Annotated in this window: 18 protein-coding genes; 6 read left to right on the top strand and 12 right to left on the bottom strand. The window is 52.6% G+C overall.

The genetic code is table 11. The annotated features are described in order from the left end of the window. Positions 1–48: 48 nt before the first annotated feature. Positions 49–1,038, top strand: a complete 990-nt coding sequence (locus ACKPCE_RS09185) for a dihydroorotate dehydrogenase-like protein (protein WP_319504939.1) — start codon at positions 49–51, stop codon at positions 1,036–1,038. Positions 1,039–1,140: 102 nt separating this feature from the next. Here ACKPCE_RS09185 and ACKPCE_RS09180 read toward each other — a convergent pair whose 3' ends face one another. Next, positions 1,141–2,466 (bottom strand): PhoH family protein, encoded by a 1,326-nt coding sequence (locus ACKPCE_RS09180; protein WP_319504938.1) that lies wholly within the window; start codon positions 2,464–2,466, stop codon positions 1,141–1,143. A 103-nt stretch (positions 2,467–2,569) separates the two neighbouring features. Here ACKPCE_RS09180 and ACKPCE_RS09175 point away from each other — a divergent pair, with 103 nt between their 5' ends. Beyond that, a complete protein-coding gene (locus tag ACKPCE_RS09175; protein ID WP_319505945.1) occupies positions 2,570–3,862 on the top strand; it encodes a bifunctional folylpolyglutamate synthase/dihydrofolate synthase in 1,293 nt (430 codons plus the stop codon). A 30-nt stretch (positions 3,863–3,892) separates the two neighbouring features. Continuing rightward, the gene (locus tag ACKPCE_RS09170) at positions 3,893–4,267 is read left to right on the top strand and encodes a RidA family protein (protein ID WP_319504937.1); all 375 of its coding nucleotides are present in this window, start codon (positions 3,893–3,895) and stop codon (positions 4,265–4,267) included. A 72-nt stretch (positions 4,268–4,339) separates the two neighbouring features. Here ACKPCE_RS09170 and ACKPCE_RS09165 read toward each other — a convergent pair whose 3' ends face one another. From ACKPCE_RS09165 to dnaN, 6 genes are all read right to left on the bottom strand, one after another. Then, on the bottom strand, positions 4,340–6,043 hold the full coding sequence (locus tag ACKPCE_RS09165; protein ID WP_319504936.1) for a tetratricopeptide repeat protein: 1,704 nt from the start codon (positions 6,041–6,043) through the stop codon (positions 4,340–4,342). Positions 6,044–6,068: 25 nt separating this feature from the next. Next, a complete protein-coding gene (rlmB, locus tag ACKPCE_RS09160; RefSeq protein WP_319504935.1) occupies positions 6,069–6,815 on the bottom strand; it encodes a 23S rRNA (guanosine(2251)-2'-O)-methyltransferase RlmB in 747 nt (248 codons plus the stop codon). Beyond that, complete coding sequence (recN, locus tag ACKPCE_RS09155) at positions 6,808–8,496, bottom strand: DNA repair protein RecN (RefSeq protein ID WP_319504934.1); 1,689 nt, start codon at positions 8,494–8,496, stop codon at positions 6,808–6,810. The genes rlmB and recN overlap by 8 nt, the downstream gene beginning before the upstream one ends. A 6-nt stretch (positions 8,497–8,502) precedes the next feature. Then, a complete protein-coding gene (coaBC, locus tag ACKPCE_RS09150) occupies positions 8,503–9,762 on the bottom strand; it encodes a bifunctional phosphopantothenoylcysteine decarboxylase/phosphopantothenate--cysteine ligase CoaBC (RefSeq protein ID WP_319504933.1) in 1,260 nt (419 codons plus the stop codon). 17 nt (positions 9,763–9,779) lie between these two features. Then, complete coding sequence (locus ACKPCE_RS09145) at positions 9,780–10,550, bottom strand: exonuclease domain-containing protein (protein WP_319504932.1); 771 nt, start codon at positions 10,548–10,550, stop codon at positions 9,780–9,782. Positions 10,551–10,630: 80 nt separating this feature from the next. Continuing rightward, complete coding sequence (dnaN, locus tag ACKPCE_RS09140; protein ID WP_319504931.1) at positions 10,631–11,755, bottom strand: DNA polymerase III subunit beta; 1,125 nt, start codon at positions 11,753–11,755, stop codon at positions 10,631–10,633. Between the two features lie 175 nt (positions 11,756–11,930). On the opposite strand from dnaN, the gene ACKPCE_RS09135 reads away from it, so the two are divergent. Next, positions 11,931–12,302 carry a DUF3127 domain-containing protein gene (locus ACKPCE_RS09135; RefSeq protein ID WP_277639868.1) on the top strand — a complete coding sequence of 124 codons (372 nt, stop codon included), beginning with the start codon at positions 11,931–11,933 and terminating at the stop codon, positions 12,300–12,302. A 93-nt stretch (positions 12,303–12,395) separates the two neighbouring features. Here ACKPCE_RS09135 and ACKPCE_RS09130 read toward each other — a convergent pair whose 3' ends face one another. The 5 genes from ACKPCE_RS09130 to ACKPCE_RS09110 form a co-directional block, all read right to left on the bottom strand. Further along, the gene (locus ACKPCE_RS09130) at positions 12,396–14,018 is read right to left on the bottom strand and encodes a DUF3352 domain-containing protein (protein WP_319504930.1); all 1,623 of its coding nucleotides are present in this window, start codon (positions 14,016–14,018) and stop codon (positions 12,396–12,398) included. Between the two features lie 73 nt (positions 14,019–14,091). After that, on the bottom strand, positions 14,092–14,853 hold the full coding sequence (locus tag ACKPCE_RS09125; RefSeq protein ID WP_319504929.1) for an MBL fold metallo-hydrolase: 762 nt from the start codon (positions 14,851–14,853) through the stop codon (positions 14,092–14,094). A 1-nt stretch (position 14,854) separates the two neighbouring features. Further along, the gene (gene murB, locus ACKPCE_RS09120) at positions 14,855–15,865 is read right to left on the bottom strand and encodes a UDP-N-acetylmuramate dehydrogenase (protein WP_319504928.1); all 1,011 of its coding nucleotides are present in this window, start codon (positions 15,863–15,865) and stop codon (positions 14,855–14,857) included. Between the two features lie 16 nt (positions 15,866–15,881). Continuing rightward, on the bottom strand, positions 15,882–16,727 hold the full coding sequence (locus ACKPCE_RS09115; protein ID WP_319504927.1) for a DUF4348 domain-containing protein: 846 nt from the start codon (positions 16,725–16,727) through the stop codon (positions 15,882–15,884). An 18-nt stretch (positions 16,728–16,745) separates the two neighbouring features. Then, positions 16,746–17,705: an NAD-dependent epimerase/dehydratase family protein gene (locus tag ACKPCE_RS09110; RefSeq protein WP_024996119.1), complete on the bottom strand. Its 960-nt coding sequence runs from the start codon at positions 17,703–17,705 to the stop codon at positions 16,746–16,748. A gap of 133 nt (positions 17,706–17,838) precedes the next feature. On the opposite strand from ACKPCE_RS09110, the gene kbl reads away from it, so the two are divergent. After that, a complete protein-coding gene (kbl, locus tag ACKPCE_RS09105; protein ID WP_319504926.1) occupies positions 17,839–19,026 on the top strand; it encodes a glycine C-acetyltransferase in 1,188 nt (395 codons plus the stop codon). Between the two features lie 33 nt (positions 19,027–19,059). Beyond that, positions 19,060–19,464 (top strand): DUF2721 domain-containing protein, encoded by a 405-nt coding sequence (locus ACKPCE_RS09100; RefSeq protein WP_027317934.1) that lies wholly within the window; start codon positions 19,060–19,062, stop codon positions 19,462–19,464. The last annotated feature ends 10 nt before the right edge of the window (positions 19,465–19,474 follow it).

Here is a 19,474-nt window from a genome sequence, read left to right as displayed (position 1 = left end):
CCGGTAGGAAACCAACAACAAATGACTGAAAGTATATATAATTGAATTATGGCTATATCATTAAAAACACGTTTTGCCGGATTGGAGCTTTGTAATCCGGTGATCATTAGCAGTTCGGGACTAACTAACAGTGCGGAAAAGAACCGCAAACTTTGTGAGGCGGGCGCAGGTGCCATCGTACTGAAATCGCTCTTCGAGGAGCAGATTTTAATGGAGGTGGATAGTATGCAGGATTCGGTGTATTACCCGGAAGGAACCGATTACCTGAGGGAGTCGATGAAGCATCACAAGTTGGGTGAGTACCTGCAACTGATTGCCGACAGCAAGAAGGTGTGCGACGTGCCCATCATTGCGAGCATCAACTGTTACTCGTCCAGCGAATGGGCGCACTTTGCAGCCGAAATTGAAAAGGCGGGTGCGGATGCCATTGAGGTGAACATCCTGGCTTTGCAGAGTGATGTGGATTACCAGTACGGGGAATTTGAGCAACGACACATTGACATTCTGCGCAACGTGAAGGCGCATACGTCTTTGCCCGTGATTATGAAGCTGGGCATGAAGTTAACCAACCCGGTGGCGCTGATCGCTCAGCTGTATGCCAACGGAGCGGCGGCAGTGGTGTTGTTCAACCGCATGTATCAGCCGGACATTGACGTGGAGAAGATGGAGCACAAGAGCGGAAAGGTATTCAGCTCGCCCGAGGAGTTATCTCGTGCATTGCGCTGGGTGGGCATCGCTTCGTCTCAGGTGGATAAGATAGATTATGCCGTATCCGGCGGGGTACATCAACCCGAGGATGTGGTGAAAGCGATATTGAGCGGAGCGGCTGCCGTAGAGGTGTGCAGTTCCATTTATATGAACACGAACAGGTATATTGACGAATACTTGCGGTTTACCAGTGCCTGGATGGGTCGCAAGGGTTTCGAGAAGGTAAGCCAGTTTAAGGGCTTGCTGCGTGTAAAGGATGTAAAGGGGGTGAATACGTTTGAACGTACGCAGTTCCTGAAGTATTTCAATGAATACAAGAACGAAGACTAGACTATAATAACAAACTATTCAGTATATTAATTTTGTTAAATATTAAAGTTTTTTATTTTAGCGATTGCACCTCGTGAGAAGTGCAATCGTTTTTTTTAGGGATTACATGAGGATGCTGGCCAGCTCGCTGAGCATGCTGCGCTCTCCTTTCATGAGGTTGATATGGGCAAAGAGGTTCTGGTCTTTCATGCGGTCAATCATGTAAACCAGTCCGTTGGACTCGCTATCGAGGTAAGGCTGGTCAATCTGCTGGATGTCTCCGGTGAAGACCATCTTGGTGCCTTCGCCTGCACGGGTGATGATGGTTTTGATTTCGTGCGGGGTGAGGTTCTGGGCTTCGTCCACAATACAGAAGGTTTCGGAGAGGCTGCGCCCGCGGATGAAGGCGAGGGCTTCGATAACGAGTTGTTCGCTCTTCTGCATCTCTTCGAGGCGTTTCACTTCGGCGGAGGTGGCGGCAAACTGGCGTTTGATGACGTTGAGGTTGTCAAACAGGGGTTGCATGTAGGGGGCCACTTTTTCTTTGGCATCGCCGGGAAGGAAGCCGATGTCTTTGTTGGACAGGGCCACGATGGGACGTGCCAGCAGGATTTGCTTGTATTCGTTCATCTGTGCCAGGGAGGCGGCCAGGGCGAGCAGGGTTTTACCGGTGCCTGCCTTGCCGGTGAGGGCCACGAGTTTCACGGCGGGATCGTTCAACACGTCGAGTGCGAAGCTTTGCTCGGCGTTGCGGGGTTCGATGCCGTAGCTCTTGCCCTTGAGCACGCGGTTGATGGTATGGGTGAAGGGGTTGTAGCGTGCCAGCACGCTGTTGCGTGCACTGCGGAGCACAAAGCATTCGTTGGGGTGCAACTGGTCTTTGTGGGGAAACTCATCGACGTCGATGCCTTCGTGTGAGGAGTAGATGCGATCGATGAAGGCGGGATCCGTATCGTCAAACATTTCGTTGGAGTGTTCGAAGATGTCGGCATTCACCACTTTGTCTGTAATGTAATCTTCGCAATGGATACCGATGGAACGGGCTTTCATGCGGAGGTTGATGTCTTTGGTGACGAGGGTGGTTTTTACGTCGGGTTGTTTCTTCTCTACATAATCCACCGCAGCGAGTATTTCATGGTCGGGCTTGTGCTCCGGAAAGGAGTCGCGCACGCGGTCGGACTTCACACTACCGGTGATTACAAACAAACGGCCCATGCCCTGCCCCAGTGAGGCGCCTTGCTTAAAGAGGTCGTCGTCAGTGAGTTCGTCTATCTGGCGTACAAATTCGCGGGCGTTGAAGTTGATCTGTTCGTTGCCTTTCTTGAACTTGTCGAGTTCTTCGAGTACCACAATGGGTAAGTAGATGTCGTTTTCCTCAAAATTGCGAAGGCAGTTGTAGTCGTGAAGGATAACATTGGTATCGAGCACAAAATTCTTTTTCATTCCCATAGTTCTTCGATTTAAAATGTTGATATTTGCATTTCGTTTATACTAAGATAACAAACAAAAGGCAGAAAGGTCGGTTTAAAGACCTGTTTTTTTATTAAATATGATGAATTATAAAGATACATTGGAGTATTTGTACAACGTGGCACCTATGTTTCAGCAGGTGGGCGGAAAGGCGTATAAGGAGGGTTTGGAGAATTCGTTGAAGCTGGATGCTCACTTCGGGCAGCCGCACAAGAAGTTCCGGACCATTCATGTGGCGGGCACCAACGGTAAGGGATCCTGCTCGCATACGCTGGCGGCCATTTTGCAGGCGGCGGGTTACCGGGTGGGTTTGTATACCTCACCGCACCTGGTGGACTTTCGGGAACGCATCCGGGTGGACGGGGTACCGGTACCTCAGGAGTATGTGGTGAAGTTCGTGGAGGAGGAACGGGGGTTCTTTGAACCGTTGCATCCGTCGTTCTTTGAGCTGACCACGGCCATGGCGCTGTGTTACTTTGCCGATGAGCGGGTAGACGTGGCGGTGATCGAGGTGGGCATGGGCGGCCGACTGGACTGTACCAATATCATTAAGCCTTGCATGGGTGTGATTACCAACATCGGCATGGATCATACGCAGTATCTGGGTGATACGCTGGAGAAGATTGCCGCCGAGAAAGCGGGAATCATCAAGGCGGGTGTGCCTGTGGTGGTGGGTGAAGTGCTGCCGCTAACGCGCTCGGTTTTCGAGGCGAAGGCGGCGGAGGTGAAGGCTCCTCTCCTCTTTGCGGAGGAGTTGCCGCTACTGGAGGATGCCGCAAGGGGTGCCGACGGGGTGTGGAACTACCACACGAAAGACTATGGCTTGCTGCTGGGTGAGTTGCAGGGATTGTATCAGGTGAAGAACACGCGTACGATTCTGGCTGCGCTCTCGCTGATGGAGAATGCCGGACTGGAGGTGAATGCGGATGCGGTGAAGAAGGGTTTTGCCCGCGTGTGCGAGATGACGGGGCTCATGGGCCGCTGGCAGGTGACAGGCACGGAACCGAAGGTGGTGTGTGACACGGGTCATAATGCCGACGGGGTGCGCCTGGTGTGTGAGCAGCTGGCTACCGAACGTTTCCGGAAGTTGCATGTGGTATGGGGCATGTGTGCCGACAAGGATGTGCCGGGTATTCTACGCTTATTACCCGTTGATGCGGTGTATTACTTTACGCAGGCGTCTGTGAAGCGGGCGTTGCCTGCTCAGGAGTTGATGACGCAGGGTGTGTCGGTAGGGTTACAGGGTAGCTGCTATGCAGATGTGCCTGCTGCCGTACAGGCGGCACTGGATGTGGCTGCCGCTGACGACCTGGTGTTCATAGGCGGAAGCAGCTTCGTAGTGGCTGATTGGCTGGCTGCCAGGGAGAAGAAATAAGGATGGTGTAATATAAAAACATAGAATAGGATGAAGAAAGTTATCAGCAGTCCGCTGGCTCCTGCAGCTATCGGACCTTACAGTCAGGCTACCGAGGCGGCCGGACTGGTATTTGTATCGGGACAGCTTCCCATTGATGCTGCCACGGGTGACATGCCCGAAGGTATTGAAGCACAGGCGCGCCAGTCGCTTCTGAACATTCAGCACATTCTGGAGGCGGCCGGACTTACCATGAGTCACATTGTGAAAACAACTGTTTACCTGCAGGACATGAGTCTATTTGGCAGCATGAACAGTGTGTATGCCACTTTTTTTGAAGGTGATTACCCAGCTCGTGCGGCGTTCGCCGTGAAGGCATTACCCAAAGATGCTTTGGTAGAGATTGAGTGTATTGCTGCACGGTAATAGTGCCATGTCATATAACAAAAAAGGCTACCTGAAAATGGTAGCCTTTTTTGTTTATGTATAAACCGCGGTTTATTTGCAATGTTTCTCAATCAAGGCATCGACAGCGGTGTCGCCCAGTTCTTTGGCTTTGGCAAAGTTGACACAGGCTTCTTTGTCTTGCTTGAGTTGCAGCTGGCAGATGCCTTTGAGGCGGTAGCCTTCACCGTATTTGGGATCAATAGCTAAGGCTGCATCAGCCGACTTGATGGCGTCTTCAAAACGTGCCACGCGGAGGTTGATCACTGTTTGCTCGGCGTAGTAGCTTACTTCTTTGGGGTTGAGTTCAATGGCTTTGGCGATGTCATTGAGCGCCCGCTGAAACTGCTTGCCTTTGAAGGCGGCCTGCTCACGGTAGTAATAGAACACGTCGTTGACACTACCTGCCAGTGTTTCGTAATAGGTGTCGTAATCTGTCAGCGCGGGACGATACATTTCAGCATCCATGTACACGCGGGCACGCTCCAGCAGATAGGGCGCAGTCTCGGCAGTGAAGGGTTTCACGCAACGGTCCACGCAGCTGTCCATCAGGGCAACGACTTCTTTGATATCGGCACCTGCCAGTTCTTTGGCTTTGGCAGCGCTGTAGAAGCTAGCCGGTGAAGCAAGGGCGGTACGGGTAACACGCAGGTAGGCCTGTGAGGCGGCAGCGTACTGCTGAGCAGCAAAGAGGATGTCGCCTTCCATCTGAATGTAGGCAGGCAAGCTGTCGATGGCCTGTGCAGCGGTTATTTCTTTCAACGCACGGTCATAGGTCCAGTCGCGATAGGTTTCTTTGGGCTTGGATAGCTGATAGCTGTAGATAAGGCGGGCGATGTTGTAATGCACGTCGTCTTTCTTATTGCTCACGCGAAGGGCTTGTTCCATATCGGCCGCTGCTTTGTCGAACTGTGCGGGGTTCTCCGCTCCCTGAGCGGCATAGTAGCCGGCACGACGGAGGTAGCCGTCGGCATTGGAGGGATAGCGTGCCACAAATTCGTTGAGCAGGGCTTCGTATTCGCTCTGGGGCAACACGCTGGATGCCATGAAGAGGTAAACGAGTGCCTGGTCTTCGACTTCGGGCAGGGCTTTGCGGATGTGGATGCTGGTCAGCGCCAGGTCGTTGAGCGACAGCGGACCGACGTTCTGTGCCAGTGCGAAACCGGCACCCACGGCATAGCTGATGGAAACGGTGTCTTGTCCGGACGACTTTTGTGCCAGTCCGATGACTTGTCCGTCGGCATTCACAACGGGACAGCTTACCATCTTTTCTTTCAGCGGCAGGCTGAGTGTGTAGTAGTGGTGGCTACCGCCGATGGTGGTGACTTCCTTGACCTGCCCTGCCGTCACGCTACCGTTCTTCTGGGTAGAGTAAGGCAAGAGGTAGACCGGTGCGGCAGCTGCCGGTGCAGAAGTAGCCACGGTCAGCGCAGCGATCTTCTTGGCAGGCGCCACACGGAATTTCACCACATCGTACATGCTATTGGCACCGAGGATGGCCTCCACCGGCAGCTGACGGCCGTCGGCATCGATCACCACGGCACGGTAGGCGCCTTTGAACAAGGCATAGTCCGACAGGCCGGTACCCGACTCGCTGACGAAGAATCCGTTGCCGGTGCGAAGTATCTTATCTTCCTGGTCATAGGTGATAACGGAGAAGACGGCCTTACGGGCTTTCTCCGCCCATTTGGGTGTTTGTGCCGCAGCCCATTGGGCCAGCAGTACGAAAACGAGTGATAGTAGAATGTTCTTTCTCATGTTTTTCGGAAATATAGCTAGTTAATTATTCCTGAGTGTGACGTTGCTTGATGGCCTCGTAAATGAGGATGCCGGCGGCAACGGATACGTTGAGCGACTCGATGGTGCCCAGCATGGGGATTTTCACCCATTCGTCGCACAAGGCCAGGTGGTCGTAAGACACGCCGGTGTCTTCGGCTCCCATGATGATGCACAGCGGACCGGTGTAATCGGCCTTGGAGTACTCGTAATCACCTTTCTCGGTGGCTGCCACAATGCGGAAGCCGCTGTCTTTGAGGTACTGCAGGGTGGTGCGCAGGCTTTGTTCCCGGCATACCGGCAGGGTGTGAAGGGCTCCGGCGGAGGTTTTCACGGCATCGGCGTTGACCGTTACGCTGCCACGGGCGGGGATGATGACGGCATCTACACCGGCACACTCGCACGTACGGGCAATGGCACCGAAGTTACGCACATCGGTAATGCCGTCGAGCATCACGAAGAACGGGTTCTTGCCTTCTTCGTAAAGGAAGGGAACCAGCTGTTCGGTTTTCTGGTAGGTCACCGAAGAAACGAAGGCGATAACGCCCTGGTGGTTCTTGCGGGTGACGCGGTTGATGCGTTCAACCGGTACGCGCTGAACGGGAATCAGCGTGCCTTTGAGGGCTGCGAAAAGCTCCTTGGAAAGGTCGCTCTGTATGTCTTTTTTTACCAGGATCTTATCGATCTCTTTTCCTGCCTGTATGGCTTCGATAACGGCGCGGGCACCGAATATCATTTCATTTTTATCATCCATTCTTTTTCTTGTTTTTAGTGGGTTGCAGTTGGAGCAAAGCTCGTGCGTTGTTGAGCGCTGCCTCCGTAAGGGTGGCGCCGCTCAGCATGTGTGCCAGTTCTTCTACCCGCTCCTCGGCAGTGAGCAGGCGGATGTGGCTGTTGGTTTCGGTTTCGTTGTCTTCTTTGTACACCTTGTAATGAGCAGCCCCGCGGGCGGCTATCTGCGGCAGGTGGGTGATGCTGATGACCTGACGGTTGGCAGCGCCCATCTCGTGCATGATGTCGGCCATGCGGTCGGCTATCTCGCCGGAAACTCCGGTATCTATCTCGTCGAACACGATGGTAGGCAGTTGCACGGCACCGGCTATCATGGCCTTTACGGAGAGCATGACGCGCGCGATTTCACCTCCCGATGCCACGGAGGTGATGTTTTGAAGTTGCCCGTTCTTGTTGGCCGAGAAGAGGAAGGTGACGGTGTCTTGTCCCGACGGACCTACTTCTTTGCGCTGACCCAGTTCCACCCGGAAGCGGACGTTGGGCATGCCGAGCAGGGCCAGGCGGGAGGCCATCTCCTGCTCTGCCGCAGCGGCTACCGGACGGCGGCTTTCGGTGAGTTCTCCGGCGAACCGGATCACTTCCTGACGAAGCGTTTCGCAGCTTTCGGTGAGCATGGCTATCTCCTCGTCGAGCGAGGTGATGCCGGTGAGGCGGTTGCGGAATTCATCTGCCAGCACCATGAGTTCGCCCACGGTTGACACGCGGTGTTTTTGTTGCAGCGTATAAAGGAGGTTGAGCCGGGTGTTGACCTCGTCGAGCCGGACGGGGTTAAACCCGATCTTCTCGTTTTGCAGGGCCAACTCCTGCGCAATGTCTTTGAGTTCGATGTAACTGCTCTCGGCACGCTGCGCCAGCTCCTGCAACGATGCGTGGTAACGGCTCACCGAGCGAAGCGAGGTGTAGCCTTCTTTGAGCGCGGGCAGCAGTCCACCTTCATCGCCCAGCAAGAGTTGCTCGGCTTTGTAGAGCGCTCCCTTGATTTCCTCGGCGTGCGAAAGGGTTTCGGCTTCCTGTTCCAGCTCTTCCTGTTCGTCGGCTTGCAGGGCTGCTTCATCGAGTTGTTGCAGCTGGAAGCGCACGAATTCCTCGTCGGCCTTGCTTTGTGCGGCCTGTTCGATCAGCTCTTGCAAACGACGGGTGTGTTGTTTCCAGGCTTGGTAACACTCGCGGTACTGCGACAGCAAGTGATCATTGTGTGCCAGGATGTCGATGAAGTTGAGCTGGAAGCCTTCCTGGTTGAGCAGCAGGTTCTGGTGCTGCGAATGCACGTCGATGAGCTGTTCGCCCAGTTCTTTCATTTGTGACAGGGAGGCCGGCGTATCATTGATGAAGGCACGGCTCTTGCCCGAGGCGTAGACTTCACGGCGCAGGATGCATTCGGGCTCATACTCCAGTTCATGGTAAGCAAAGAACGGTTGCATGCCGTAGGCCGAGACGTCGAAACGTGCCTCGATGATGCATTTGGAAGCCCCGGTGCGGAGCGACTTCACATCCGCCCGTTGTCCGAGCAGCAAGCCGATGGCTCCGAGTATGATGGATTTTCCGGCACCGGTTTCGCCGGTAATCACGGAAAAGCCTGACATGAAACGGATGTCGAGCTTTTCAATCAATGCGTAGTTCTGTATGAATAGCGATTGTAACATGGTTGGTTAGGCATTGGTTGAGTTTGAGATACACTCCGCCAGACGGTCGACAATATCGGCTGCCACCTCACTCTTTTGTTTGAGCGGATAGGCGGTGCCGCCTGTGCGGTCGATCAGGGTTATTTTATTGGTGTCGTGACGGAAGCCCGCTCCCTCATCGGTGAGCGAGTTGAGCACGATGAAATCAAAGTTCTTGCGTTGCAGCTTGCTCTGGGCATGCTGTTCGCCGTCATGGGTTTCGAGTGCGAAGCCAACCAGCACCTGGTGCGGTTGTTTCACCTCGCCGAGCGAAGCGGCTATGTCCGTAGTGGGCTTGAGGCGAAGCAACAGCTCGTCGCCCTCGCGCTTGATTTTCTGCGTGGCGGTGGTGACGGGTGTAAAATCGGCCACGGCAGCACAGAGAATGGCGGCATCCGAAGCGGGGAAAGCGGCTTGTGCTTCACGGCACATCTCCTCGGCCGACTCCACATTGATGCGGCGAATACCGGGGTGGTTGAGCGACAGTTGCACCGGTCCGGCGATGAGTGTGACCTCCGCACCGCGACGGGCACATTCCTCGGCCAGGGCGAAGCCCATCTTTCCGGAAGAGTAGTTGCCTACAAAGCGCACGGGGTCAATCTTTTCATACGTGGGTCCCGCCGTGATCATTATTTTTTTTTTAGCCAGCGAAGCGTTGGCTGCACCGGTAGTCTCTGCCGAAGAAGCAGGCACGGTGCCGTTGGCAAAGTATGCCTCGAGCACTGCCACGATGTTATCGGGTTCTTCCATGCGTCCCTTCCCCACCAGGTGGCTGGCCAGCTCGCCCGTTCCCGGTTCGATGATGTGGTTGCCATACGAGCGGAGAATGTTCAGGTTTTGCTGCGTGGAAGGATGGGCAAACATGTCGAGGTCCATGGCGGGTGCCACGAACACGGGTGCCTTGGCCGACAGGTAGGTGGTGATGAGCATGTTATCGGCTATGCCGTGCGCCATTTTACCAATGGTGGCGGCGGTAGCCGGTGCGATGAGCATGGCATCTGCCCACAGGCCGAGGTCAACGTGGCTGTTCCACGTCCCGTCTCGCTGTGCAAAGAATTCACTGATAACCGGTTTGCTAGTGAGAGCCGACAGGGTGATGGGTGTGATAAATTCTTTTCCTGCCGGAGTGATAACGACCTGCACCTCGGCACCGCGCTTGATCAGTGCACGGATAATGTAGCAGGCTTTATAAGCTGCAATGCTGCCGGTGATGCCCAGCACTATTTTTTTCCCTTGTAAAGAGTTCATCTCGATGTATTTGGTTACTATCTGGCGGTAAGCTCACGAAGTCTGATCTTGGTAAGCACCGCCTTGGTGTTAAGCGTAAAATCACTGTTGAGAATCCAGCTGTAATAGCCCGGGTCTCTTTTCAGAACCTCGGAAACAGACTCGCCTTTGTACTTGCCGAAGTTGAAAATCTCTACCCCTTTGTCATCATAAACCATGCGACCGGCGAAATCGACGTTGCGGTTGTAACTGGAGACTTCGGCCAGGAAAGCCATGTCGTTCTGCAGTTCCGGATACCGGTCGAGCTGCGACATAAGCACTTCATACGTGGCACGGGTATCGGCTTCGGCGGTGTGCGCATCTTCGAGCGTGCGTCCGCAGTAGAACTTATAAGCTGCCGAAAGGGTGCGCTGTTCCATCTTGTGGAAGATGACCTGCACGTCGACAAACTTGCGTTTGGTCATGTCGATATCGACGTCGGCACGAAGGAACTCTTCTGCCAACAAAGGGATATCGAAACGGTTGGAGTTGAATCCGGCCAGGTCGCATCCTTCAATGTCACGGGCGATGTTCTTGGCCACCATGCGAAACGTGGGACAGTCGGCCACATCGGCATCGTAAATACCGTGAATGGCTGACGACTCTTCGGGGATGTGCATTTCGGGATTGATGCGAAGGGTTTTGGATTCTTCGTTTCCGTTGGGATGTACTTTGAGGTAACAGATTTCAACGATGCGATCTGTATTGATATTCACTCCTGTTGTTTCCAGATCAAAAAAGACAATGGGATTCTTTAAATTTAATTTCATGAAGGATGTGTTTCAGCAAAACAAAACCGGCCTTTGTCATACGAGGACAACAAAAGAGCCGGCTGTTTGCAGGGGTTTGTTTAATCGTTCAGCATCATGGGCATGAGCAGCATGAGCAAATCTTCGTTCTCGGCCTGCTCTACCGGAATGATAACGCCGGCGCGCGAAGGATCGGCTAGTTCAACCACCACCTCGCTTGCCGAGATGTTGTTGAGGATGTCGATGAGGAACGTTGATTTAAAACCGATGCTCATGGGACTGCCTGCATACTGGCATACCTGGCTCTCTTCCGCAGAGGTTGAGAAGTCGATGTCTTGTGCCGAGATAACCACGAGGTTCTCTTGCACGCGGAGCTTGATTAAGCTGCTGGCCTGGTTAGAGAAGATGGACACACGACGAAGGGCGCCGAGCAGCTGTGCACGGTCGACCGTAATTTTATGCGGGTTGTTCTGCGGAATCACCGAGTTGTAGTTGGGGTAACGGCCTTCGATGAGACGGCATACCATGCGGTAGTGTTCCAGTGTGAAGACAGCGTTGCGCTCGTCGAACTCGATCACTACGTTTTGTGCCTCGCGGGGAAGCAGGTTCTTGAGCAGGTTGGCCGGTTTTTTAGGCAGGATGAATGCGGCACGCTCGTTGCCTTTGGCAGCAAGTGTTTTGCAGCGTACCAGCTTGTGCCCGTCGGACGCCACCATGGTGATGTCTTCCGTGGTGATATCGAAGTAGATACCGTTCATCACGGGACGGAGTTCATCATCTGCCGTGGCAAACAGGGTGCGGTTGATACCACCCAGCATAACCGAAGCGGCAATGTCTACCCGAACGGCATTGTCGGCCAGAGCCACCGTGCGCGGATATTCATCGGCATTTTGGCCCATGAGGCTATATTTACCGTTGGTGTACTGAATCAGGATCTCGAAAGTATCTGTGTTGACCTGGAACGTAAGCGGTTGTTCGGGCAGTTCCTTCAACGCATCGAGCAAGGTCTTCGCAGTAACGGCGAAAGAGCCGTCCGCATCGCTTTCAATGACCTCGATGGTGGTATCCATGGTTGTTTCGCCATCGGATACGGTAACGGACAATGTTCCGTCTTCAAGCCGGAACAGAAAACAATCAAGAATGGGCAGCGCGTTTTTTGAATTTATCACGCGGCTGATGGCCTGTAAATGGCTGGATAACGCAGTACTTGAAACGATAAATTTCATATATTTCTTTTTAAAGTTTTACTCTTTCAAAGCCCCCTCCGTCAGGGAGGGGCTTGTATTCTACAAAGTTAGCAAAAGATTGCGGGAGTACAAAAAAACTATGAGAAAAAACAGCAACCATTGGTTTTGTTAAACAGAAAGTATTAACTTCGCCGGCAAAATAGAAAAAATTACAATGGATTTTACAGGAAAAATAATTGCCGTACTCGCGCCCAAAGGTGGAGTCTCTAAAGTAGGAAACGAATGGAAGTCGCAGGAATATGTGATTGAAAACCATGATCAATATCCGAAGAAGATGTGTTTTGAGGTTTTTGGAGCTGAAAAAATCGATCAGTTTGCCATACAGTCAGGCGAAGAGCTGACCGTGTCATTCGACATTGACGCCCGTCAATGGCAGGACAGATGGTTTAACAGTATCCGTGCATGGAAAGTGGAACGTGTTGCTGCCGGAGCACCCCAGCAAGTAGGTTCTCCGTTGCCTCCTCCTCCCCCTTCGGCTATGCCCGACTTTATTTCAGGCGACACCAAGGACGATCTTCCTTTCTAAAAGCCAGAGGTTATTTATTTGAACAAAAGAGCAGGGATTCAGCACAAGATTCCCTGCTCTTTTGCTTGGTACGTACCGGAGGAGGCGGCTCTGCTAACCGCCTTTGTAGAGTAAGGCAAGGTGTGGTTCCACTTCTCCGTCGGCACAAGTAAACTGAACCGAGAGCACGAAGTGCGAGAAGTAGTCGGCATGCTTGAAAAAGAACGACGGCAGGGTGCGCACGTAGGCAGCCGGCTGACGGAACACATCGGCCAGATCGGCCATGAGCATGTACTGATAAGAAGGTGCCATGCCCGACACTGCCTCTTCGTAGGCCGTTTTACCCTGAAGCACTTCTTTCCTGAGCATGAATTCGATGTAGACGGAAAGGCTCCTGACATCGGGTGCCCAGAACATGCGGTTGTCATAGAAGCAGACAACGGGGTTTAATCCGGGACGGGTGATGCCGGTAAACCGGGCAAAGAGTGTGGTGCGCGGCAAGCGCCAGCATACCACATTTTGTTGTTGCACACGAAGGTACATCCGACTTGGTAGCAGCTGGCCGAGTGTATCTGCCGGCAACGAGGTAATCCACTCGCGAAAGCTTTGTTGTGCAGGGGCCATGTCATTGATGGGTATGGCCATGACCGCACACGGATCGGCCAAGGTATCGGGAGCGTGGAAAAGAGCTGTGGTGAGCGCTTTGCCGGCGTACTGACTGAGGTAGCCGAACAGCTCATCGTCACGCTGCTGCACGTAGGACACGGAGCTGTCGCCCCGGAAGTCCCACCCCGACGAATAACGATGCAACGCAGGGAGGTCCGAGATGGAGCGGCGACTGAACATGAAGGTGGATGCCGGCAGGAAAGCACCGGGAAAGCTGTCGACTGCCTGCTGTGAGCGCAGGGCGTGCAGGAAGGTGAAAGCCGTATCCGCCACCGCAGTATTGCCCGACAAGAAGAGCGACTCGCTATTGAAAGCAAAATCGAGCCCCACCCATCCGCTCAGCAAGGCAGAAGGACGGCGGCTGTCGGCCAGATTCCCCATGGAAGTGGGCAGCATGCGCACGTAAAGTTTAGCCGGACGATTGCTGCTCTTCCCGTTGTATACCCCCCGAAAGCCCTTTTCATCGAGCAGGTTGTGCCCCGATATTTCGGTGTCGATGACCGATTCGATGAGGTGTTTCTGGTAGCTGATAACCAAGAAGCGGCTGGTGAGGTAGACGGCCAGAAAGTTGCCGTCGGTAAGCGGATAAATCCTTATTTTATGCCCGCGGTAGGAAGTCGTCTTCGGCGGGTACTGACCCGACACATACTTACCCACGAAGCGGTTGACCAGGTTGCGGTCGGCCTGACTCAGCAGACAATAGAGTACTTGCTCGCCTCTGTTTTCGCCCCCGTGAAAGCTAATGATGACCTTGTTCATCTCCTCACTAAGTCCGTGAGCCGTTTCACCGTCGAGCGAGGCATAGTTGGCACGCACCAGTGCGAACAGAGGAGACACGCCGGGTTGCACACCGTTGCGGGTACTGCTCATGCCATTGAGTCCTTCGATGAAGCCCGTCATGTCATCCGTCTCGAAAACGGCTGTGGCATCGGCCGGCACCAGCGTATACAGATCAACCTCCCCACCCTTTTCAATAGCAGTGAGGCGGAAGTAGGAGTACAAGGCAAACCCTGTACAAAGCAGCACTATGGAGGCCGTAACGGCTATTCTGATTAGTAAACGAGGTTTCATGGTAAACTGAATATAATACAGTCACCACAAACATATACATTTTTTTGGAATTATTAAAGAAAGACTGCCAAAATCAGAAAAGAATTTCTTGTCCGTCATACGCCAGGTGCACATGTGGCGGCAATTGTTGGCTCATGGGTTCGTGCAACCCGAAATGATGGCTCATGTGAATGAAATACGTTTCCTCCGCTCCGATGCGTTGGGCTGCCTGCAACGCTTGTTCCAGTGTTTGGTGCGTGTGGTGCGGCTTGATGCGGAGCGCATTGACAAAGAGTAGTTTGAGACCGTGGAGTTGCTCGTACGACTCCTCGGGCATGGTGAGCATGTCTGTGATGTAAGCCATGGAGCCGATGCGGTAGCCCAAGATGGGCAGTTTGCCGTGCATGACGCGCAACGGAAGTATTTCCGTAGGGCCTACCGAGAAAGCTTGTCCGGCCTCTATTTCACGAAGAGCGATTTCGGGAACACCGGGATATTTGTGTTCGGCAAAGCAATAAGGCATGCGCGTGCGCAGTCCGTGAGCCGTGTGCTTCTCGGCATAGAGCATGATTTCACCAAAGCGGCAGAAAGGACGCAAGTCGTCAATTCCCGCTACATGATCGTAATGTTCATGGGTAATCAATACCCCGTCGATCTGCCGGAAAGGCAAGTGGATAACTTGTTCGCGGAAGTCGGGACCGCAGTCGATCAGCAGGCGGGTTTCACCTGTTTCCACCAGCACGGAGGCGCGCAAGCGGCGGTCGTGCGGGTCGGCAGAACAACATACTTCGCAGGTGCACCCCACTTCGGGTACACCGGTGGAAGTTCCGCTGCCTAATACTCGAACCAAAGACATACTACACAAATTTTACTTCGGGAGTAATGCGAATACCGAAACGGGCAGCGACAGACTCTTGTATTTCGGCTGCCAGATGAGCTATTTCGGTTCCCGTGGCTCCTCCCTTGTTAACCAATACCAGCGCTTGTTTTTCATGCACACCGGCAGCGCCAACCGATTTGCCTTTCCAGCCGCAGCGATCAATCATCCACCCAGCAGGGATTTTCACCCGCTGCGCGTCGACTTCGTAATGCGGCATATCCGGATAAGCTTCTTTGAGCTTTTCGAAATGAGCACGATCAACCACCGGATTCATGAAGAAACTGCCGGCATTGCCCATCACGGCAGGATCGGGCAGTTTACTGCAACGGATGTCAATGATGGTGTTGCGCACACCCGACAGGCTAAGTGCTTCACCGCGTTTGTTGAGTTCCTCCTGAATGGAGCCGTAGCTAAGGTTATAAGCCGGTATTTTGCTCAGCACAAACGTAACGGAAGTCACAATGAGGTGATTCATGCGAGGCTCTTTGAACAAACTATGGCGGTAAGCATAACGGCATTCGGTAACGGGATAGAGCAGTTCTTTGCCCGAAGCATCCATGACCTCGACCGACTGGATTAAATCCTTCACCTCGACCCCGTAAGCCCCGATATTTTGTACGGCAGCAGCCCCTACCTCACCCGGAATGAGTGAAAGGTTCTCGGCACCGTACCAGTTGCGCTCCACACAATAAGCCACAAAATCATCCCATACCATACCGGCACCCACGCGTACGCACACCTGTGCTTCGTCTTCGTGAATGACCTCCACAAAACGAATGAGCGAGTGCAAGAGGGTACCCGGGTAGTTACTCAGGAAAAGCAAGTTGCTTCCTCCGCCGATGTGTAACCACGGTTCCGCCAGCTCGCCCGACGTGAGTAAGGTTTGCAAATCTTCTGTGGTATCATACTCGATGAAGCGAGCCGTGCTCACCTCCATGCCAAACGTGTTGTGTGCCAGCAACGGATAATTTTCGTATCGGTTTATCATGTGCTATACTTTATAATTATATACCTGTATCTTCAAATTTATACAACTCCCACTGTCCGCCCTTGCGCTGAAAATAGAGCACGTTGGAGAATCCGTTACCGATTCCCTTGAGCGCCAGTATCTTCGTAGCCGAGTTATCGCGGTTGCTTTGTCCGTAGTTGATATTCGACAAACGGTCAGTCGGAAGCGCCGGTTTGAAAGCAAACCATTGGTTGAGTTCCAGCGTGGTTTCGAGAATAGAGAAATCATCGTCGGGATCGTTGGTAACGAATACCAGCGGCTGACGAATGCGTTCGCACTGGAAAAGACTATCGGTAGCAAAACGCTCGAAGAACTCAACAAAATGTTCGTCTTCGCTCTTATTGATGGGGCGCAGGTTGATGGCTTCAAGCATCCAGCACCCTTTTTTGCGTTGAAAGTAGTACTTCTTAACCATTAGGGTCTTCATATAGATCCATTCCACCTGAACCGACTTGAGCGACGTATCACCTAAGATTTCCATGTCTTCTTCCTTATCGAAAAGCAACGTATAATAGGGCTGCCTGGTAAACAAATCATCGTGTTTCCAAAAGCGCTCTTCAATCTTCGAGGGTACCTCACCGTTGTAGTAAGGCAAAGGAAATACCGTCCGCTGATGCTGAAACTGATCATCGGACGCATAGGCATAAATGAAGTCGTTGAACGACTCGTCGGCCTCCGTGCGTACCGGTCCGGTTTCCACGGGGACAGCTACCGTATCTTTACGGTGTAAAGCCGAATCGACCAGATTGGTAATAGGTGCAAACGGGTCGATCTTTGACTTTTTATCTTTACACGAAACGAACAGTGCAAGGAGCATGACTCCTGCTATTATTTTCTTCATTTTCTCTGAACCTGACGGTTACTGTTTCAATAGTTTGTTTTGTAAGTTGCGCAACATGTCCTCCGTCATACTCTCAAGGTTGTACACGGGTTGCCAGTTCCACTCCTTGCGTGCGCAGGAGTCATCCATCGCATCGGGCCAGCTGTCGGCAATGGACTGCTTGAGCGGATCGACCTCATACACCATGCGAAAATCGGGGATGTGCTTGCAGATGGCTGCATATATGTTTTCAGGAGCAAAGCTCATGGAAGCAATGTTGAACGAATTGCGGTGCACCAGCTTAGACGGATCCGCCTCCATCAGCGAGATGGCTGCATGAAGTGCATCGGGCATGTACATCATGTCCATGTAGGTTCCTTCACTGATGGGACACACAAAACGACTGCCCTTCACGGCCGAATAATAGATGTCGACCGCATAATCCGTTGTGCCGCCTCCGGGAGGAGTGACACTGGAGATGATGCCCGGAAAACGCACCGAACGCGTATCGACTCCGTATTTGTTAAAATAGTAATCACTCAGGAGCTCCGTGGTAACCTTGGTGACACCGTACATGGTACGCGGCCGCTGGATGGTGTCCTGCGGAGTCATGACATGCGGTGTTTCGGGTCCGAAAGAGCCGATGGAACTTGGCGTAAAGACAGCACAACGATAGGCACGTGCTACTTCGAGCACATTCCACAAACCGTCTATCCCTATTTTCCAGGCCAGTGCGGGTTTCGATTCGGCTACTACCGACAACAAGGCAGCCAAGTTGTAGATAGTGTCTATTGTGTACTTTTTTACTACTGATTCGATGGTGTGCACTTCGGTTACATCGACTATCTCCGCAGGTCCCGACTCTTTCAAGTCTCCATCGGGAGCAGCCCCGGGAATGTATCCGGCCACCACATGCAAATTGCCATAACGTTTTCGTAATTCCATAGTCAGCTCCGAACCAATTTGTCCGGTAGCACCAATAACTAAGATATTTCTCATTTCTTTATACTATAACCTTTATAAGCTAAACGGCGCACAAAGTAAACACTTTTTTTTCACTTAAAGCACAAACAGATATTGTTTATTCCAATAAAAATAGTGTCCTTTGCATGAAAACCAAAAACAAATTGCTATGTACGGTAAAATGAAAGAATATCTCGGCCAGACGCTTGCCGAAATCAAGGAAGCCGGACTTTATAAGGAAGAACGACTCATAGAGAGTGCACAACAAGCCGCTATTACGGTAAAAGGGAAAGAGGTGCTGAACTTTTGCGCCAACAATTACCTGGGGTTATCTAACCACCCGAGACTGATAGAGGCTGCCGGAAAAATGATGAACAAACGAGGTTACGGCATGTCGTCCGTTCGTTTCATTTGTGGTACACAAGATGCACACAAAGAGCTGGAAGCAGCCATATCCGACTATTTCCGGACCGAAGATACCATTCTGTATGCTGCCTGTTTCGACGCCAACGGAGGTGTATTCGAGCCTTTATTTTCGGAAAAAGACGCCATCATATCCGATTCGCTGAACCACGCTTCTATCATTGACGGCGTGCGTTTGTGCAAGGCGCAACGTTACCGCTATGCCAATGCCGACATGGAGGAGCTGGAGAAATGCCTGCAAGTGGCGCAGGCACAACGGTTCCGCGTCATTGTGACCGACGGGGTTTTCTCGATGGACGGAAACGTGGCTCCGCTGGACCAGATTTGTGACCTGGCAGAGAAATATGACGCGCTGGTCATGGTGGACGAATCGCATTCGGCAGGTGTGGTAGGACCTACGGGGCATGGCGTGAGCGAATTGTACCAAACCTACGGAAGGGTGGACATCTACACCGGCACGCTGGGTAAGGCTTTCGGAGGAGCCATGGGAGGCTTCACCACCGGACGAAAAGAGATTATCGATTTGTTGCGTCAGCGCAGCCGTCCGTACTTGTTCTCCAATTCAGTGGCTCCCGCCGTTGTGGGTGCCAGCATCGAGGTGTTTCGCATGTTGAAAGAGAGTAACGAGCTGCACAGCAAGCTGGTGGAGAACGTGACGTATTTCCGCGACAAGATGCTGGCTGCCGGTTTCGACATCAAGCCTACTCAAAGTGCCATCTGTGCTGTTATGCTTTACGACGCCAAACTGTCACAGACCTATGCCGCACGCATGCTCGAAGAGGGTATTTACGTGACGGGATTTTATTATCCGGTGGTGCCCAAAGATGAAGCCCGCATCCGCGTACAACTATCGGCCGGACACGAGAAAGCGCACCTGGACCAATGCATTGAGGCGTTCATCAAAGTAGGAAAAGAACTGGATGTTTTGAAATAACCTTTTATCTTAAAACTATAAACGCGATGTAATATGGAAGAATTTACGCTGACCACTCCCGCCCTTTTGTTTTCGGCCATCTCATTGATTTTGCTGGCCTATACAAACCGTTTCTTGTCATACGCTCAGCTGGTGCGTATCCTGAAAGACAAGTACGAAGAAAACCCGTCGGCTGTTGCGGCGGCACAAATTGCCAACCTGCGCAAAAGGTTGTACTTAACGCGTACGATGCAGGAACTGGGCATAGCGAGCCTTTTCATGTGTGTGGTAAGTATGTTCCTCATCTACATTGACCTGTATACTTTTTCGGCCTATGTATTCGGACTGGCCCTGATGTTGCTGATAGGATCACTGGCTGTGTCACTGCGTGAGATACAAATATCCACCCATGCCCTGGAGTTGCATCTGGGCAAGATGGAAGGAAAGGAAGAGAAATAAAAAAGAGCCG

This window comes from Bacteroides graminisolvens (assembly GCF_963666085.1).
Classification (GTDB): Bacteria; Bacteroidota; Bacteroidia; order Bacteroidales; family Bacteroidaceae; genus Bacteroides; species Bacteroides graminisolvens.
Note: the sequence above shows the minus strand (reverse complement) of the source record. Positions and strands in the feature narration are given on the sequence as shown.